Here is a 14,909-nt window from a genome sequence, read left to right as displayed (position 1 = left end):
GCTTGGATGTTGCATTCTGCCACTCGACTGTTCGTCGACCTCTCCGTAGGCAAGAAACTTCTGGTCGGTTTTGGCCTGGTATTGCTGTTGACCGTCGCCGTGACCGCTTCCGGTTTCGTGGCCGTAAAGGCTGTGATGCAGGGACATGCCCAGTCGGTGTCGCTGTCGAGCATCGACGCCCAGATCCTCGGCGCCCGGCGCCTGGAGCGCGACTACGCGATCAGCCACAGTGAGGCCGACGCCCAACGCATGCGTGAGCAGCTCGCCAAGGTCCGTGCCGGTCTTGTCGAACAAATGACCACGGCTACGCCCAGCGAGCGCGAGCGCTTGCAGGCCATGGACGCGGCCACTGCCGACTATCTTCAGCAGTTCGACGCCAGCGTGCAGCAGCAGGCGCGCGCCAACGAAGCGCGCAAGCAGATGGACGAGGCTGCCCAGGAGGCGCGTAGCCAGTTCGAGATGATCGAGTTGGGCATGTACGACGCCGTGCGCGAACTGCGCCTTGCCGGCGATAAGCTGCGTGGCAGCGACCCGCTGACCCTGGCGGAAACCGCTTCCAATCTCAGCAAGCGCATGCTCGAGCTGCGCAGCCACGAAAGCCAGTTCATCATCGATGGCTCACCATCCGCGCTGGAAGACTGGAATTTTGTCATCTACGACCTGCAATCCTCGGCCAATGGCCTGATGGTCTGGCTGAGCGACGATCAGAAGCGCGCCATCGAGGCTGCCCTCGCGGCGTTGACGAGCTACCAGCAGGCGTTCACCAACTTCCAGCAGGTGCATGAGCAGAGCCTGGCCAGCGACGCTGCCATGCTCAAACAGGCCGATCAGGTGCTGGCGTTGGCCGAGCAGGCCAAGAGTGCCGAAGAACAGGCCATGGGCGATGACAGCCGCAACGCCATCCTGCTGCTCGGCAGCATGGGCATCGCGGCGGTAGTGATTGGCCTGTTCGCCGCCTTCACCATCAGCCGTTCCATCGTCGCGCCGCTGCGCCAGACCGTGGAATTCGCGCGGCGCATTGCCGGCGGTGACCTGAGCCAGGATCTACCGCAGAACCGCAACGACGAACTCGGCCAACTGCTCGAAGCCATGCAGGGCATGACCCGCAGCCTGCGTGACCTGGTCGGCCGCATCGGCACCGGTGTCGGGCAGATCGCTGCCGCTGCCGAGCAGTTGTCAGCCATCACTGCCCAGACCAGTGCCGGCGTACAGACCCAGAAAGAGGAAACCGAACAGACTGCCACCGCCATGCACCAGATGGCCGCCACGGTGCAGGAGGTGGCGCAGAACGCCGAACAGGCTTCGTTGGCTGCTGCCGACGCCGACCGCGAGGCGCAGCAGGGCAATCAGGTGGTACAGCAGGCGATCAGCCAGGTCGGCAAGCTGGCGGAGGAGGTGGAGCAATCGGCCGAAGCCATGCAGGCGCTCAACAAGGAAAGCGGTCGCATCGGCGGTGTGCTGGAAGTAATTCGGGCGGTGGCCGAGCAGACCAACCTGCTGGCGCTCAACGCCGCCATCGAGGCTGCCCGTGCCGGTGACCAGGGCCGCGGTTTTGCGGTGGTCGCCGATGAAGTGCGCGCCCTGGCGCGCCGTACCCATGACTCTACGCAGGAAATCGAGAGCCTGATCGCCAATCTGCAGCGCCTGGCTGATGGTGCAGTCACGCAGATGGAAGGCAGTCGCGCGCTGACCCAGCGTACCGTGGGCTTGGCCGGCGAGGCGGGCGATGCCCTCGGCCGCATCACCCAGGCGGTCAGTACCATCGAACAGATGAACCAGCAGATCGCCGCCGCCGCGGAAGAGCAGAGCGCCGTGGCGGAAACCATCAGCGAAAGCGTCACCCGGGTGCGCGATATCGGCGAGCAGAGCGCCAGTGCCAGCCAACAGACCGCGGCCTCGAGCGCCGAACTGGCGCGTCTGGGCGTCGAGCTGCAGGGCTTGGTGCGGCAGTTCAGGACCTGAGATCGCGAATGCCCGAGAGAGGGCTTCCCGGGTATCGCTTCGCTCCACCCAGGCTACGGTTCGGGGCCTTGGCATGGTCTGATTCGTAGCCCGGGTTGAGCCTGCGATACCCGGGTAGATTTCTGTGTTTGATAGCGGGTGCCGTTACAGCGCTGGGTCGCTTGTGTCACTCGCGGAGCTTGCAGCTTTGCGGCCCGGTTTCAGGTCATTATGGGCCGCGCCACCACCTTGCGGATCACGACTCAGCTCGCCGGCCCACAATGCCAACGGCACAGGCGTCGCGGGCTTCCAGATGCGTTGCCAGAGCAGGGCCAGGCGCTGCATATCGCCACGCTCCGACGGCCAGCGCTCGATATAAGGCTGCACCTGCCACGCGCCGTTCTGCCAATGGGCGAAGTCGAAGCGGAAAGGGTGAAAGCCGGTCATGCCCAGGCGAATGTCGGTGACTACCAGGTGATCGCCGATGTGGTCGTAACGCAGTACGTCATTGGTGAACCACTTCAGCCGCTGATGGGCGGGCGAATCCTCCAGGGGCTGGCCCAGCGCCGCACCGCGTGGCATGCGTTCCAGCACGGGCGGCGCACTGTCGAACCAGCCGACCAGCGCTTCGTGATAATCCTCGCCTTCGATGGTCACCACGCGCCACAGCAGTGTGTTGAACGGCGTCGGCGAGCTAAAAATGGCCTCGGCTTCGATGCCCTGGCGCGCCAGTTCCTGCTCCACGCGGTGTTCGGCCATGTACTTGCCGCCCAGAGTCGAGGCGAGATAGACAGTGGAAAACGCCAGGGCCCAGTTGACTACCGGGTTGGCCTTGTCCTTCAAGCCGGCGATCAGCCCGTAGATCACCGCGCCCAGCAACGGCAGGCTGTAGATCGGGTCAATGATGAAGATGCTCGACCAGGCCGCCGGCGTTGGTGCGAATGGCCAGAGCAGTTGTGTGCCGTAGCTGGTGAAGGCGTCGAGAAGGGGATGGGTGATCAGCACCAGCCAGATGGCCAGGAACAGTCGGCGTGATGAATACCCCGGATTGGGTCGCCATCGGCGCAAGAACCAGGTCAACAGCAGGGCGAGGCCGGTCAGCACGAACAGCGAATGGCTGAAGCCGCGATGGTAGGTCATGGCCGCTACCGCATCGCCGTAGTCGATCATCACGTCCATATCGGGCAGCGTGCCCAGTACAGCGCCATATAGCAGCGCCTTGCGCCCTTGCCAGCGGCCCAGCAGTGCGCCCTGAATGCTGGCGCCAAGTACGGCTTGGGTGATCGAATCCATGGGGTGTTCTCGCAGGCGGTGGAGGCGGGTGGCTTAACTTACTTGAGCGCTGCAAAGGGCATAGAAGCAAATTTCAAGCAAAGGTTTCAGCCATGCTGGCGTCTACCTTGGGCTATCCTGCACGCCCACCCGAAACAAGGCGCCCCATGCTGGTCATCTCCAACAGCGTTCATCTGCCTGACGATGAAATCGAGCTCACCGCCATTCGCGCTCAGGGCGCGGGTGGGCAGAACGTCAACAAGGTGTCCAGCGCGATGCACCTGCGCTTCGACAGCCAAGCATCCTCACTGCCGCTCTTCTACAAGGAACGGCTGCTGGCCCTGCGTGACAGCCGCATCACCGCCGATGGCGTGGTGATCATCAAGGCCCAGCAATACCGCACTCAGGAACAGAACCGTGCCGATGCCCTGGAGCGCCTGGCTGAGCTGATTCGCTCTGCCGGCAAGACCGAAGAGGCCCGGCGCCCGACCAAGCCGACCCTCGGCTCCAAGAAACGCCGACTGGAAGGCAAGTCCAAGCGCGGAGCGATCAAGGCAGGTAGGGGCAAGGTCGACTTCTAAGAGCCTGGTCTGGTCATAATCTTTCAGCCCAGTCTGCAGATTTTGGCAGCGAAGGTGCGGAGGCGGTCATCAATGCAGCATCTGTGGGAGCGCGCCATGCCCTCGATTTTTTGCGCGCATGGCGCGCTCCCACAGTGGATACGATGGCTCCCACGCTCCAGCGTGGTAGCTCAGGCCGCGGTGCTCTGCGCCTGCTCCGGCTGCACACGGCATACAACAGCGAACGCAGAGCGTCCTCGGAGGCATTCCCCAGAAGAGCGTGAGGAGCGATCAGTTGAGTGGCCGCTTCTGCCTTGTAGTTGCCGCATCAGGCGCATAGAGATCATGAACAGGCTCTGAACCGTACGCTCAATCCCATTGCGGCGCGAAGTCCGGGTTGGCCAGGCGTTCGCCGCGCTCCAGCTTGGCGATAGCGGCCATGTCTTGCTCGCTAAGGGTGAGCTTCAAGGCGCCCAGGTTGCTCTCCAGATTGCTGCGTTTGGTCGACGACGGAATTACCGCGAAGCCCTGTTGCAGTGCCCAGGCCAGCGCGACCTGCGCCGGGTTGGCGGCATGCTTGCTGGCAATTTCCTGGATCACCGGATCGGTCATTACCTTGCCGTAGGCCAGCGGCATATAGGCGGTGAGATGAATGCCGTGCTCGCGGGCGAAGTCCACTACCTTGCGGTTCTGCAGGAACGGATGGATCTCCACCTGGTTGGTAGCGATCTGGTCGGCGCCGACCACTTCCATGGCCTGCTGCAGATGTGCGTTGGTGAAGTTGGATACGCCGAGCTGCGCCGTCAGGCCGGCGGCCTTGGCTTCCATAAGGGCAGCCATGTATTCGGCGACCTGGATTTCATCGTTCGGCGAGGGCCAGTGGATCAGCGTCAGGTCGACCTGCTCCATCTGCAGCTTGCGCAGGCTTTCCTTCAGGCTGGGGATCAGCTTGTCGGCGCTCAGGCTGTCGATCCAGATCTTGGTGGTGACGAACAGCTCGCTGCGCGGCACGCCGGCGGCAGCGATGGCCTGGCCGACCTCGGCTTCATTGCCATAAATCTGCGCGGTATCGATATGCCGGTAGCCGAGTTCCAGGCCGTTGCGGACCGAGTCGATGACCTGCTGTTCCTTGAGGCGGTAGGTGCCGAGGCCGAGGGCGGGAATCTGTTGCATATGTCGCTCCTGTCTAATGGGTGACTGTCTGTAGCTGACCGCGATCCGCATGGGTGGTTTCGCGTTTCTGGGTGCAGTCTGGGCCATGGACTTGTGTGGAAAAACCGCGTTTCATGGCAAACATATTTGCTTGCTGGTCACGAATGCCTCCATGAAAACTTCCCTCGACGAGCTACTTGCCTTCAGCACCGTGGTCGCCGCCGGCTCGATTAGCGCGGCGGCGCAGCAGCTCGGGCAGACTGCCTCGGGCATCAGCCGCGCCCTCAGTCGGCTGGAGGAAAAGCTCGAAGTCACCCTGCTGCAGCGCACCACCCGGCGCCTGGAACTGACCGAAGAAGGGCAGGCGTTTCTGCTTCAGGCACGGCGCATCATCGCCAGCGTCGAGGAGGCCGAAGAGCAGATGAGCATGCGTAGGCAAACACCAGCCGGAAGGCTGCGCGTCAACGCCGCGGCGCCATTCGTGCTGCATGCGGTGGTGCCGCTGATCAAAGGCTTTCGCGAGCGTTACCCGAACATCGAGCTGGAATTGCACAGCAGCGACCAGATCATCGATCTGATCGAGCAGCGCACCGACGTGGCCATCCGTATCGGCCAGCTACGCGATTCGACCCTGCACGCGCGGCCACTGGGCAGTAGTCGCCGTCGCGTGCTGGCCAGCCCGGCCTACCTGGCAGAGCACGGTGTGCCGGAAAGCGTCGAGGCATTGCATCAGCACAGCTTGCTCGGCTTCACCCAGCCGGAAAGCCTCAACCAGTGGCCGCTGCGCCATGCACAGGGCGACAGTTTCACCATCGTGCCCAGCCTCAATGCGTCCAGCGGCGAGACGCTGCGGCAGCTGGCGCTGGAGGGCGTGGGCATCGTCTGCCTGTCGGATTTCATGACCCATCTGGACCTTAGCCGTGGCAGCTTGGTGGAGATCCTCGCCGAGCACACGCTGGAGGTGCGCCAACCGATTCACGCCGTGTACTACCGCAACACGGCGCTGACCTCGCGCATCACCTGTTTTCTCGATTACCTGAGCAGTGAATTGAGCACGATGGGGTGATGAAGTACGGCCTTGGAAGCAAGGCGCTCCATACGTCTTGAGACCCCGTGATTATTGGCCTGAAGGGCAGGGCAAAGACGTTGCAGATATAGGCGGAACTGGCTGTGTGCCACATGGGTCTAGGATGATGGTTGATAAGGAGATACCAAAATGACCAAATCCCCGTTCTTTCGTCGTCTGGCTGCCATGCTGGCAGTGTTCCATGCCCTGATGATCGCCCAGGTTCCACTCGCCAATGCCGCGATGATCGGCACGGGTGAAGTGCTGACCCAGCAGCAACAGCAAGTCGACCGTCAGCAGCTGCTGTCGATGCTCGATGATCAGCAGGTCAAGGACAAACTGCTCGCCATGGGTGTGGAGCGTGATCAGGTAGAGAACCGCATCAACAACCTGACCAGCGCCGAACTCGCGCAATTCAACCAGCAGCTGTCCGAGGCACCGGCAGGTGCCGGTGTCGTGGGCATCATCGTGTTGTTCTTGGTGATCTTCATCATCACCGATATGCTCTGCGCCACCGACATCTTCAGTTTCGTGAAATGCATAAATCGCTAAGACTGCTTTCCGCTTCACTGCTGATCGTCCTGCTCGGCGCATGCGCCAGGTCTCCGGTACTGTCACCGGAGGCCCAGCGCCTGCCCGAGCGGGTCGAGCTCACCAGCGTCCCCTTCTATCCGCAGACTGCTTATCAGTGTGGGCCGGCCGCTCTGGCGACCATGCTCAACCAGCGTGGTGTGCTGACCACGCCGGGCTATCTGCAGGAGCAGGTCTACATTCCAGGTCGTGAAGGCAGCCTGCAGGTCGAGATGGTCGCCGCGGCGCGTGCCCATGATCTGCTCGTCTATCCCCTCAAGCCGAAGCTCGATTCACTGTTGACCGAAGTGGCTGCCGGCAACCCGGTGCTGGTGCTGCAGAATCTTGGCTTCGATTGGTATCCGCAGTGGCACTTCGCGGTACTAGTCGGTTATGACCAGCGCGAGAAGACCCTGACCCTGCGTTCCGGCACCACCAGTCGCTGGGTCACCAGTTTTGCAGCCTTCGACAAAACCTGGGCACGCGGCCAACGCTGGGCAGTGCTGACCATGCACCCGGAAGATCTGCCGGCCACTGCCGAGCCGACCGTGTGGTTGAAAGCCGCGGCTGATCTGGAAGAGGTAGGCCGCAAGGATGTCGCCCAGTCTGCCTATCGCACCGCTACCAAGCGCTGGCCGGAGCAGGCGGTAGGCTGGTTCGCCCTGGCCAACAGCCGTTACGCCGGTGGCGACCTGCGCGGCGCTGAAGCGGCGTTTCGCGAGAGCGTCAGCCGCCAGGCAGATTTCGCGCCGGGCTGGTTCAACCTGTCCCAGGTACTCGACGAGCGCGGCTGCAAGGCCGAAGCCGCCAGTGCCCGCCAGTGCGCTCAGCGCCTGAAGCCGGATGACAAGCGTTTCACTGTTATCGGCAAGCAGGGCAATGCCAGTGAGCAGTGCGCGGCACCGGTGGCCTGTCCGGTTCAGTAACGGTGGATGAGGGGAAACAAACGGCGCTTATCGAGCGCCGTTTTTTGTATGTGTCGAAAATAGCGTAAGGCGACTCCCACACCTAGTCGGATGCGGGTTACCCACGGAAGATCACCGCTCCCCGTAACTGACCGTAGGATGGGCGCAGCCCATCGATAGCTGCATCGAGATACGAGGCTTACCCACGGCACGCCCTCCACCTAAGCGCTGAGTCGTAGCCTGGGTCGAGCGAAGCGATACCCAGGAATTCTGGCAGCCTCGCTCCACGGGGGCAGGGCATCCAACCCACCAAATCAAAAAAACTCAGTTTTTTTAGTCAGTTAGCGAAAAAAGGTGTTGACTCTTTTTCGCTGCTCCGTAGAATGCGCACCCACAGCAGGCACATAGCTCAGTTGGTTAGAGCACCACCTTGACATGGTGGGGGTCGTTGGTTCGAATCCAATTGTGCCTACCAAATTCTTTAAATGGTCGCTTAGGCGGCCATTTTTTTTGCTCGTCGTTTTTGCGTCGTCGTCGCGGGCTCGCTCGGCGCTTCGGGATTTTCGAAGTTGGCCGGTTTGCCTTGTCAGGCCCGTGCGATTCTGAAAGCATCCACCGTTTCACATCCTCCAGTGACTGCGGTTCGTTCTCGGTTGGCCTCACGGCCCCTGCCTCTGTATGGCAGATACGCCACCGGATCGCTTACTGGCTCATCCCAACCCATGTGGCCTTTGGTAGAGGTCACCACTAGGAGAGGAGGCGCCATGCCCACCATTACTCTTCCCGATGGCAGTCAGCGTTCGTTCGATCACCCGGTATCCGTACTCGAGGTGGCGCAATCAATTGGCGCCGGCCTGGCCAAGGCCACCGTTGCCGGCAAGGTCGACGGCCGTCTGGTCGACGCCTGCGACCTGATCGAAAACGACGCGACCCTGCAGATCATCACGCCGAAGGATCAGGAGGGTGTCGAGATCATCCGCCACTCCTGCGCCCACCTGGTCGGTCACGCGGTCAAGCAGCTGTACCCGACTGCGCGCATGGTCATCGGTCCGGTCATCGACGATGGCTTCTATTACGACATCGCCTACGAGCGCCCCTTCACGCCTGAAGACGTGACTGCCATCGAAGCGCGCATGAAAGAGCTGATCGACAAGGACTACGACGTCATCAAGAAAGTGACGCCGCGTGCCGAAGTCATCGACGTGTTCAAGTCCCGTGGCGAAGACTACAAGCTGCGCCTGGTCGACGACATGCCGGACGAACAGGCCATGGGCCTGTACTACCACGAAGAGTACGTGGACATGTGCCGCGGCCCGCATGTGCCCAACACCCGCTTCCTCAAGGCGTTCAAGCTGACCAAGCTGTCCGGCGCCTACTGGCGTGGCGATGCCAAGAACGAGCAGCTGCAGCGCGTTTACGGCACCGCTTGGGCGGACAAGAAGCAGCTGGCGGCCTACATCCAGCGCATCGAAGAAGCCGAGAAGCGTGATCACCGCAAGATCGGCAAGCAGCTCGACCTGTTCCACCTGCAGGAAGAAGCGCCGGGCATGGTGTTCTGGCACGCCAACGGCTGGACCGTTTACCAGGTGCTCGAGCAGTACATGCGCCAGGTTCAGCGCGAGAACGGTTACTCGGAAATCAAGACCCCGCAGGTCGTCGATCGCATCCTTTGGGAGCGCTCCGGTCACTGGTCCAACTACGCCGAGAACATGTTCACCACCTCGTCGGAAAGCCGCGACTACGCGGTGAAGCCGATGAACTGCCCGTGCCACGTGCAGGTGTTCAATCAGGGCTTGAAGTCTTACCGCGACCTGCCGCTGCGCCTCGCCGAGTTCGGTGCTTGCCATCGCAACGAGCCGTCCGGCGCGCTGCACGGCATCATGCGCGTGCGTGGCTTCGTGCAGGACGATGCGCACATCTTCTGCACCGAAGAGCAGGTGAAGAAGGAAGCGGCCGATTTCATCAAGCTGACCCTGGACGTCTACAAGGACTTCGGCTTCACCGACATCGCCATGAAGCTGTCGACTCGCCCGGCCAAGCGTGTGGGTTCCGAGGAGTTGTGGGATCGCGCCGAAGGCGCCCTGGCCGATGCGCTGAACGAATCCGGCCTGGAGTGGGAATACCAGCCAGGCGAGGGCGCGTTCTACGGCCCGAAGATCGAGTTCACCCTGCGCGACTGCCTCGGCCGTAACTGGCAGTGCGGCACTCTGCAGTACGACCCGAACCTGCCGGAGCGCCTCGACGCCAGCTACATCGCCGAAGACAACAGCCGCGTGCGCCCGGTCATGCTGCACCGCGCCATCCTCGGTTCGTTCGAGCGCTTCATCGGCATGCTGATCGAGCACTATGCCGGCGTGTTCCCGGCGTGGCTGGCGCCGACCCAGGCGGTGATCATGAACATCACCGACAAGCAGGCCGATTTCGCCCTCGAAGTCGAAAAAACGTTGAATCAAAACGGATTTCGTGCCAAGTCGGACTTGAGGAACGAGAAGATTGGCTTTAAAATCCGCGAGCATACTTTGCTCAAGGTTCCCTATCTGCTGGTGATCGGCGATCGGGAAGTCGAGACAAGAACTGTCGCTGTGCGCACTCGTGAGGGTGCCGATCTGGGCTCCATGCCCGTCGCTCAATTCACTGAATTGCTCGCGCAAGCGGTTTCCCGGCGTGGTCGCCAAGAATTGGAGTAATCATTATTAAGCGTGATATGAGACAAGATAAACGAGGCGCCCCGAAGGCTCCGATCAACGAGAATATCTCGGCACGCGAGGTTCGGTTAATTGGCGCTGACGGTGAGCAAATTGGCATCGTCTCTATTGATGAAGCGCTTAGGATCGCTGAAGAGGCCAAGCTGGATCTGGTAGAAATCTCTGCCGACGCCCAGCCGCCTGTGTGCAGGATCATGGACTACGGCAAGCACCTCTTCGAGAAGAAGAAGCAAGCTGCCATTGCCAAGAAGAACCAGCACCAGCAGCAGATCAAGGAAATCAAGTTTCGTCCAGGGACGGAAGAAGGGGATTACCAGGTAAAACTACGCAACCTGGTACGTTTCCTGATGGAAGGGGACAAGGCCAAGATCTCTCTGAGATTCCGTGGTCGTGAGATGGCCCACCAGGAGCTGGGTATGGAACTGTTGAAGCGGGTCGAAGCCGACCTCGCCGAACACGGTACCGTCGAACAGCATCCTAAGATGGAAGGACGCCAGCTAATGATGGTCATCGCTCCCAAACGCAAGAAATAACCTCCAGGGCACGGCAGGCCTTATGGTTATCTATATCAACTGAATGCGGAGTTACGAACATGCCAAAGATGAAAACCAAGAGCGGCGCTGCCAAGCGCTTTCTCAAAACGGCTGCGGGCTTCAAGCACAAGCATGCTTTCAAGAGCCACATCCTGACCAAGATGTCCACCAAGCGTAAGCGTCAACTTCGCGGTAGCGAACTGATGCATCCGTCGGACAAGGCAAAAGTCGAGCGCATGCTGCGCGTTCGTTAATCTCGGTCAAGATAGAGGAAATTACTCATGGCTCGTGTTAAGCGTGGCGTTATCGCTCGTGCTCGTCACAAAAAAATCCTGAAACTGGCTAAAGGCTACTACGGCGCACGTTCGCGTGTATTCCGTGTTGCCAAGCAGGCTGTCATCAAGGCGGGTCAATACGCCTACCGTGACCGTCGCCAGAAGAAGCGTCAGTTCCGCGCTCTGTGGATCGCTCGTATCAACGCTGGTGCTCGCATCAACGGTCTGTCCTACAGCCGTCTGATCGCTGGCCTGAAAAAAGCGTCGATCGAAATCGACCGCAAGGTTCTGGCTGATCTGGCAGTGAACGAAAAAGCGGCGTTTGCTGCGATTGTCGAGAAAGCGAAAGCCGTACTGGCTTAAGTCCCCGACAATCACCGGGTTTCCCGGTGCACTAGAGGCGACAGGCGTAACCCGCAGGTCGACTCTAAAGGTCATCGACAGGGGAAGAGCCTTCAAGCTCTTCCCCTGTTTCGTATCTGGAGTCTGTAAATGGAAAATCTGGATGTGCTGGTCTCGCAAGCGCTCGAGGCTGTCAGTCACACCGACGATGTGAACGCCCTGGAACAACTGCGGGTTCACTATCTGGGCAAGAAAGGCGAGCTGACCCAGGTCATGAAGACTCTGGGCAACCTGTCTGCCGAAGAACGCCCCAAGGCGGGCGCGCTGATCAACTCTGCCAAGGAGCGCGTCCAGGACGCCCTCAACAGCCGTAAAGAGATTCTCGAGTCGGCGGCCCTGAGTGCCAAGCTCGCTGCCGAACGTATCGATGTCACCCTGCCGGGCCGCGGCCAGGCGTCCGGTGGCTTGCATCCGGTTACCCGTACCCTGGAGCGCGTAGAGCAGTTCTTTACCCGCATTGGTTACGGCATCGCCGAAGGCCCCGAAGTGGAGAACGACTACCACAACTTCGAGGCGCTCAACATTCCGGGCCACCACCCGGCGCGTGCCATGCACGACACCTTCTATTTCAACGCCAACATGCTGCTGCGCACCCATACCTCGCCGGTACAGGTTCGCACCATGGAAGCCCAGCAGCCGCCGATCCGTATCGTCTGCCCGGGCCGCGTGTACCGTTGCGATTCCGATATCACCCACTCGCCGATGTTCCACCAGGTCGAAGGCCTGTTCGTGGACGAAGGCGTGAGCTTCGCCGACCTCAAGGGCACCATCGAGGAATTCCTCCGCGTGTTCTTCGAGAAGCCCCTGGGCGTGCGTTTCCGTCCTTCCTTCTTCCCGTTCACCGAGCCTTCGGCCGAAGTCGACATGCAGTGCGTGATGTGTAGCGGCAAAGGCTGCCGCGTGTGCAAGCAGACCGGTTGGCTGGAAGTGATGGGCTGCGGCATGGTGCACCCGAACGTGCTGCGCATGAGCGGCATCGACCCGGAAAAATACTCCGGCTTCGCCTTTGGCATGGGCGTCGAGCGCCTGGCCATGCTGCGCTACGGCGTCAACGATTTACGGCTGTTCTTCGATAACGACCTGCGGTTCCTGGCGCAATTTCGCTAGCCCCCAGCAGTTTCGTAATCGAATTCGATCAGGAGAACAGACAACATGAAATTCAGTGAACAGTGGCTGCGCAGCTGGGTGAGCCCCCAGGCTAGCCGTGACGAGCTGGTCGCGCGCCTGTCCATGGCCGGCCTGGAAGTTGACAGCGTCAGCCCCGTGGCCGGTGCTTTTAGCGGCGTGATCGTCGGTGAAGTGCTGAGCACCGAGCAGCATCCCGATGCCGACAAACTGCGCGTGTGCCAGGTCAGCAACGGCAGCGAAACCTTCCAGGTGGTGTGCGGCGCGCCCAACGTGCGCCCCGGCCTGAAGATTCCGTTCGCCACCATCGGCGCCGAACTGCCCGGCGACTTCAAGATCAAGAAGGCCAAGCTGCGCGGCGTCGAGTCCAACGGCATGCTCTGCTCGGCCTCCGAGCTGCAGATCAGCGAAGACAACGACGGCTTGCTGGAACTGCCGGCCGATGCGCCGGTTGGCCAGGACATCCGCGAGTACTTCGAACTCAACGACGTCAGCATCGAGGTCGATCTGACCCCCAACCGCGGCGACTGCCTGTCCCTGGCGGGTCTCGCCCGTGAAGTCGGCGCCCTGTACGACGCACCGGTCACCCGTCCGCAAATCGCTGCGGTCGTCCCGGCCCACGATGAAGTGCGCCCGGTCGAAGTGCTGGCCCCGCAGGCCTGCCCCCGTTACCTGGGCCGCGTGGTGCGCAACGTCGACCTGTCCAAGCCGACCCCGCGCTGGATGGTCGAGCGCCTTCGCCGCGCCGACGTGCGCAGCATCGATGCCGCAGTCGACGTCACCAACTACGTGATGCTCGAACTCGGCCAGCCGATGCACGCCTTCGACTTGGACGTGATCCAGGGCGGCATTCGCGTGCGCATGGCCGAAGAGGGCGAGAAGCTGGTGCTGCTCGACGGCCAGGAAGTCACCCTGCGTGCCGACACCCTGGTAATCGCCGACCACCAGCGCGCCTTGGCCATCGCCGGCGTGATGGGCGGCGAGCATAGCGGCGTCAGCGACACCACCCGTGATCTGTTCCTGGAAAGTGCCTTTTTCGACACCATCGCCGTGGCCGGCAAGGCTCGTTCCTACGGCCTGCACACCGATTCTTCGCACCGCTTCGAGCGTGGCGTGGACTCGCAAATGGCCCGCGAAGCCATGGAGCGCGCCACGGCGCTGCTGCTGGAAATCGTTGGCGGCGAAGCTGGCCCGATCATCGAGGTGGTCGACCCGGCACAACTGCCGAACGTCGCGCCGATCAGCCTGCGTGCCGAGCGTGTCGAGCAGATGCTCGGCCTCAAGCTCGACGACGAGCTGATCGTCAAGCTGCTGGGCGCCTTGGGTCTGGGCATCGAAGGTGGAGCAGGGCAGTGGCAGGTCAAGGTGCCGAGCCACCGCTTCGACATCAGCCTGGAAGTCGACCTGATCGAAGAGCTGGCCCGCCTTTACGGCTACAACCGCTTGCCGGTGCGTTACCCGCAAGCGCGTCTGGCGCCGCAGACCAAGGCTGAGGCCGTCGCCGACCTGCCGGTGCTGCGCCGCCTACTGGTGGCCCGTGGTTATCAGGAAGCGATCACCTACAGCTTCATCGATCCCAAGCTGTTCGAGCTGTTCAGCCCGGGCGTCAAGCCGCTGACCCTGGCCAACCCGATCTCCGCCGACATGGCCGCCATGCGCGCCTCGCTGTGGCCGGGCCTGGTCAAGGCGGTGGAGCACAACCTCAACCGCCAGCAGTCGCGCGTGCGCCTGTTCGAAAGCGGCCTGCGCTTCGTCGGTCAGCTGGACGAGCTCAAGCAGGAGCCGATGCTCGCTGGTGTGATCACCGGCAGCCGCCTGCCGGAAAGCTGGGCCCATGGCCGTGACAGCGTCGACTTCTTCGACGCCAAGGCGGACGTGGAAGCCCTGCTGGCCGCTGCAGGCGACGCCGCCAGCTTCGCCTTCGTGCCGGGCGAGCACAGTGCGCTGCACCCGGGCCAGACCGCACGCATCGAGCGCGAAGGGCGCCTGGTCGGCTACCTGGGTGCCATCCACCCGGAGCTGGCCAAGACCCTCGGCCTGGATCAGCCGCTGTTCCTGTTCGAGCTGCTGCTGAGCGAAATCACCGCAGGCCGCATGCCGGCGTTCAAGGAACTGTCGCGCTTCCCCGAAGTGCGTCGCGACCTGGCGCTGCTGGTCGACCGTGACGTGCCGGCCCAGAACCTGTTGGCCGACATTCGCGAGCAGGCTGGCGAGTGGCTCGCCGACCTCAGGTTGTTTGATGTTTATCAGGGTAAAGGTATTGATCCGCTTAGAAAAAGCTTGGCGGTCGGCTTGACCTGGCAACATCCATCGCGCACTCTAAATGACGATGAGGTGAGCACCGCCACGCAAAACATCCTCACCTCCCTGGAACAAAGGTTCAACGCCACGTTAAGGAACTAG

Annotated in this window: 13 protein-coding genes and 1 tRNA gene; 12 read left to right on the top strand and 2 right to left on the bottom strand. The window is 61.8% G+C overall.

Annotation, left to right across the window (positions count from 1 at the left end; genetic code table 11):
* The first annotated feature begins 6 nt into the window (after nt 1-6).
* Nucleotides 7-1,962, top strand: a complete 1,956-nt coding sequence (locus BM279_RS04895) for a methyl-accepting chemotaxis protein (protein WP_093501513.1) — start codon at nt 7-9, stop codon at nt 1,960-1,962.
* A 144-nt stretch (nt 1,963-2,106) separates the two neighbouring features.
* Here BM279_RS04895 and BM279_RS04890 read toward each other — a convergent pair whose 3' ends face one another.
* Nucleotides 2,107-3,234 (bottom strand): metal-dependent hydrolase, encoded by a 1,128-nt coding sequence (locus BM279_RS04890; RefSeq protein ID WP_093501511.1) that lies wholly within the window; start codon nt 3,232-3,234, stop codon nt 2,107-2,109.
* Nucleotides 3,235-3,380: 146 nt separating this feature from the next.
* Here BM279_RS04890 and arfB point away from each other — a divergent pair, with 146 nt between their 5' ends.
* Nucleotides 3,381-3,794, top strand: a complete 414-nt coding sequence (arfB, locus tag BM279_RS04885) for an alternative ribosome rescue aminoacyl-tRNA hydrolase ArfB (protein ID WP_093501509.1) — start codon at nt 3,381-3,383, stop codon at nt 3,792-3,794.
* Nucleotides 3,795-4,142: 348 nt separating this feature from the next.
* Here the strand turns inward: arfB and dkgB are convergent, their stop codons facing one another.
* A complete protein-coding gene (gene dkgB / locus BM279_RS04880; protein WP_093501507.1) occupies nt 4,143-4,946 on the bottom strand; it encodes a 2,5-didehydrogluconate reductase DkgB in 804 nt (267 codons plus the stop codon).
* Nucleotides 4,947-5,097: 151 nt separating this feature from the next.
* Between dkgB and BM279_RS04875 the strand changes: the two genes are divergently transcribed.
* From BM279_RS04875 to pheT, 10 genes are all read left to right on the top strand, one after another.
* Entirely contained in the window at nt 5,098-5,991 is an 894-nt protein-coding gene (locus BM279_RS04875; RefSeq protein ID WP_093501505.1) for a LysR family transcriptional regulator, read from the top strand.
* Nucleotides 5,992-6,141: 150 nt separating this feature from the next.
* A complete protein-coding gene (locus BM279_RS04870; RefSeq protein WP_093501503.1) occupies nt 6,142-6,543 on the top strand; it encodes a PA2779 family protein in 402 nt (133 codons plus the stop codon).
* The gene (locus BM279_RS04865; RefSeq protein ID WP_167363099.1) at nt 6,528-7,487 is read left to right on the top strand and encodes a PA2778 family cysteine peptidase; all 960 of its coding nucleotides are present in this window, start codon (nt 6,528-6,530) and stop codon (nt 7,485-7,487) included. Before BM279_RS04870 ends, BM279_RS04865 begins: the two co-directional genes overlap by 16 nt.
* A gap of 377 nt (nt 7,488-7,864) precedes the next feature.
* A tRNA-Val gene (locus BM279_RS04860) sits at nt 7,865-7,941 on the top strand.
* A gap of 289 nt (nt 7,942-8,230) precedes the next feature.
* Nucleotides 8,231-10,153, top strand: a complete 1,923-nt coding sequence (gene thrS / locus BM279_RS04855; RefSeq protein WP_075932575.1) for a threonine--tRNA ligase — start codon at nt 8,231-8,233, stop codon at nt 10,151-10,153.
* Nucleotides 10,153-10,704, top strand: a complete 552-nt coding sequence (infC, locus tag BM279_RS04850) for a translation initiation factor IF-3 (protein ID WP_170833973.1) — start codon at nt 10,153-10,155, stop codon at nt 10,702-10,704. The genes thrS and infC overlap by 1 nt, the downstream gene beginning before the upstream one ends.
* Before the next feature lie 59 nt (nt 10,705-10,763).
* Nucleotides 10,764-10,958, top strand: a complete 195-nt coding sequence (rpmI, locus tag BM279_RS04845; protein WP_013791845.1) for a 50S ribosomal protein L35 — start codon at nt 10,764-10,766, stop codon at nt 10,956-10,958.
* Nucleotides 10,959-10,985: 27 nt separating this feature from the next.
* Complete coding sequence (rplT, locus tag BM279_RS04840; RefSeq protein ID WP_013791844.1) at nt 10,986-11,342, top strand: 50S ribosomal protein L20; 357 nt, start codon at nt 10,986-10,988, stop codon at nt 11,340-11,342.
* Nucleotides 11,343-11,471: 129 nt separating this feature from the next.
* Complete coding sequence (gene pheS, locus BM279_RS04835) at nt 11,472-12,488, top strand: phenylalanine--tRNA ligase subunit alpha (protein WP_013791843.1); 1,017 nt, start codon at nt 11,472-11,474, stop codon at nt 12,486-12,488.
* A gap of 45 nt (nt 12,489-12,533) precedes the next feature.
* Nucleotides 12,534-14,909, top strand: coding sequence for a phenylalanine--tRNA ligase subunit beta (gene pheT / locus BM279_RS04830; protein ID WP_093501501.1), 2,376 nt, complete (start codon nt 12,534-12,536; stop codon nt 14,907-14,909).

Source organism: Phytopseudomonas straminea (assembly GCF_900112645.1).
Classification (GTDB): Bacteria; Pseudomonadota; Gammaproteobacteria; order Pseudomonadales; family Pseudomonadaceae; genus Aquipseudomonas; species Aquipseudomonas straminea.
This window is presented reverse-complemented; position numbering and strand designations above follow the sequence as displayed.

What these genes read in the sequence shown, in the direction of transcription:
- rpmI (WP_013791845.1), top strand. Translation starts at nt 10,764, where the DNA reads ATGCCAAAGATGAAAACCAAGAGCGGCGCTGCCAAGCGCTTTCTCAAA.
- thrS (WP_075932575.1), top strand. Translation starts at nt 8,231, where the DNA reads ATGCCCACCATTACTCTTCCCGATGGCAGTCAGCGTTCGTTCGATCAC.
- BM279_RS04895 (WP_093501513.1), top strand. Translation starts at nt 7, where the DNA reads ATGTTGCATTCTGCCACTCGACTGTTCGTCGACCTCTCCGTAGGCAAG.
- arfB (WP_093501509.1), top strand. Translation starts at nt 3,381, where the DNA reads ATGCTGGTCATCTCCAACAGCGTTCATCTGCCTGACGATGAAATCGAG.
- BM279_RS04870 (WP_093501503.1), top strand. Translation starts at nt 6,142, where the DNA reads ATGACCAAATCCCCGTTCTTTCGTCGTCTGGCTGCCATGCTGGCAGTG.
- BM279_RS04890 (WP_093501511.1), bottom strand. Translation starts at nt 3,234, where the DNA reads ATGGATTCGATCACCCAAGCCGTACTTGGCGCCAGCATTCAGGGCGCA.
- BM279_RS04865 (WP_167363099.1), top strand. Translation starts at nt 6,528, where the DNA reads ATGCATAAATCGCTAAGACTGCTTTCCGCTTCACTGCTGATCGTCCTG.
- pheS (WP_013791843.1), top strand. Translation starts at nt 11,472, where the DNA reads ATGGAAAATCTGGATGTGCTGGTCTCGCAAGCGCTCGAGGCTGTCAGT.
- pheT (WP_093501501.1), top strand. Translation starts at nt 12,534, where the DNA reads ATGAAATTCAGTGAACAGTGGCTGCGCAGCTGGGTGAGCCCCCAGGCT.
- rplT (WP_013791844.1), top strand. Translation starts at nt 10,986, where the DNA reads ATGGCTCGTGTTAAGCGTGGCGTTATCGCTCGTGCTCGTCACAAAAAA.
- BM279_RS04875 (WP_093501505.1), top strand. Translation starts at nt 5,098, where the DNA reads ATGAAAACTTCCCTCGACGAGCTACTTGCCTTCAGCACCGTGGTCGCC.
- dkgB (WP_093501507.1), bottom strand. Translation starts at nt 4,946, where the DNA reads ATGCAACAGATTCCCGCCCTCGGCCTCGGCACCTACCGCCTCAAGGAA.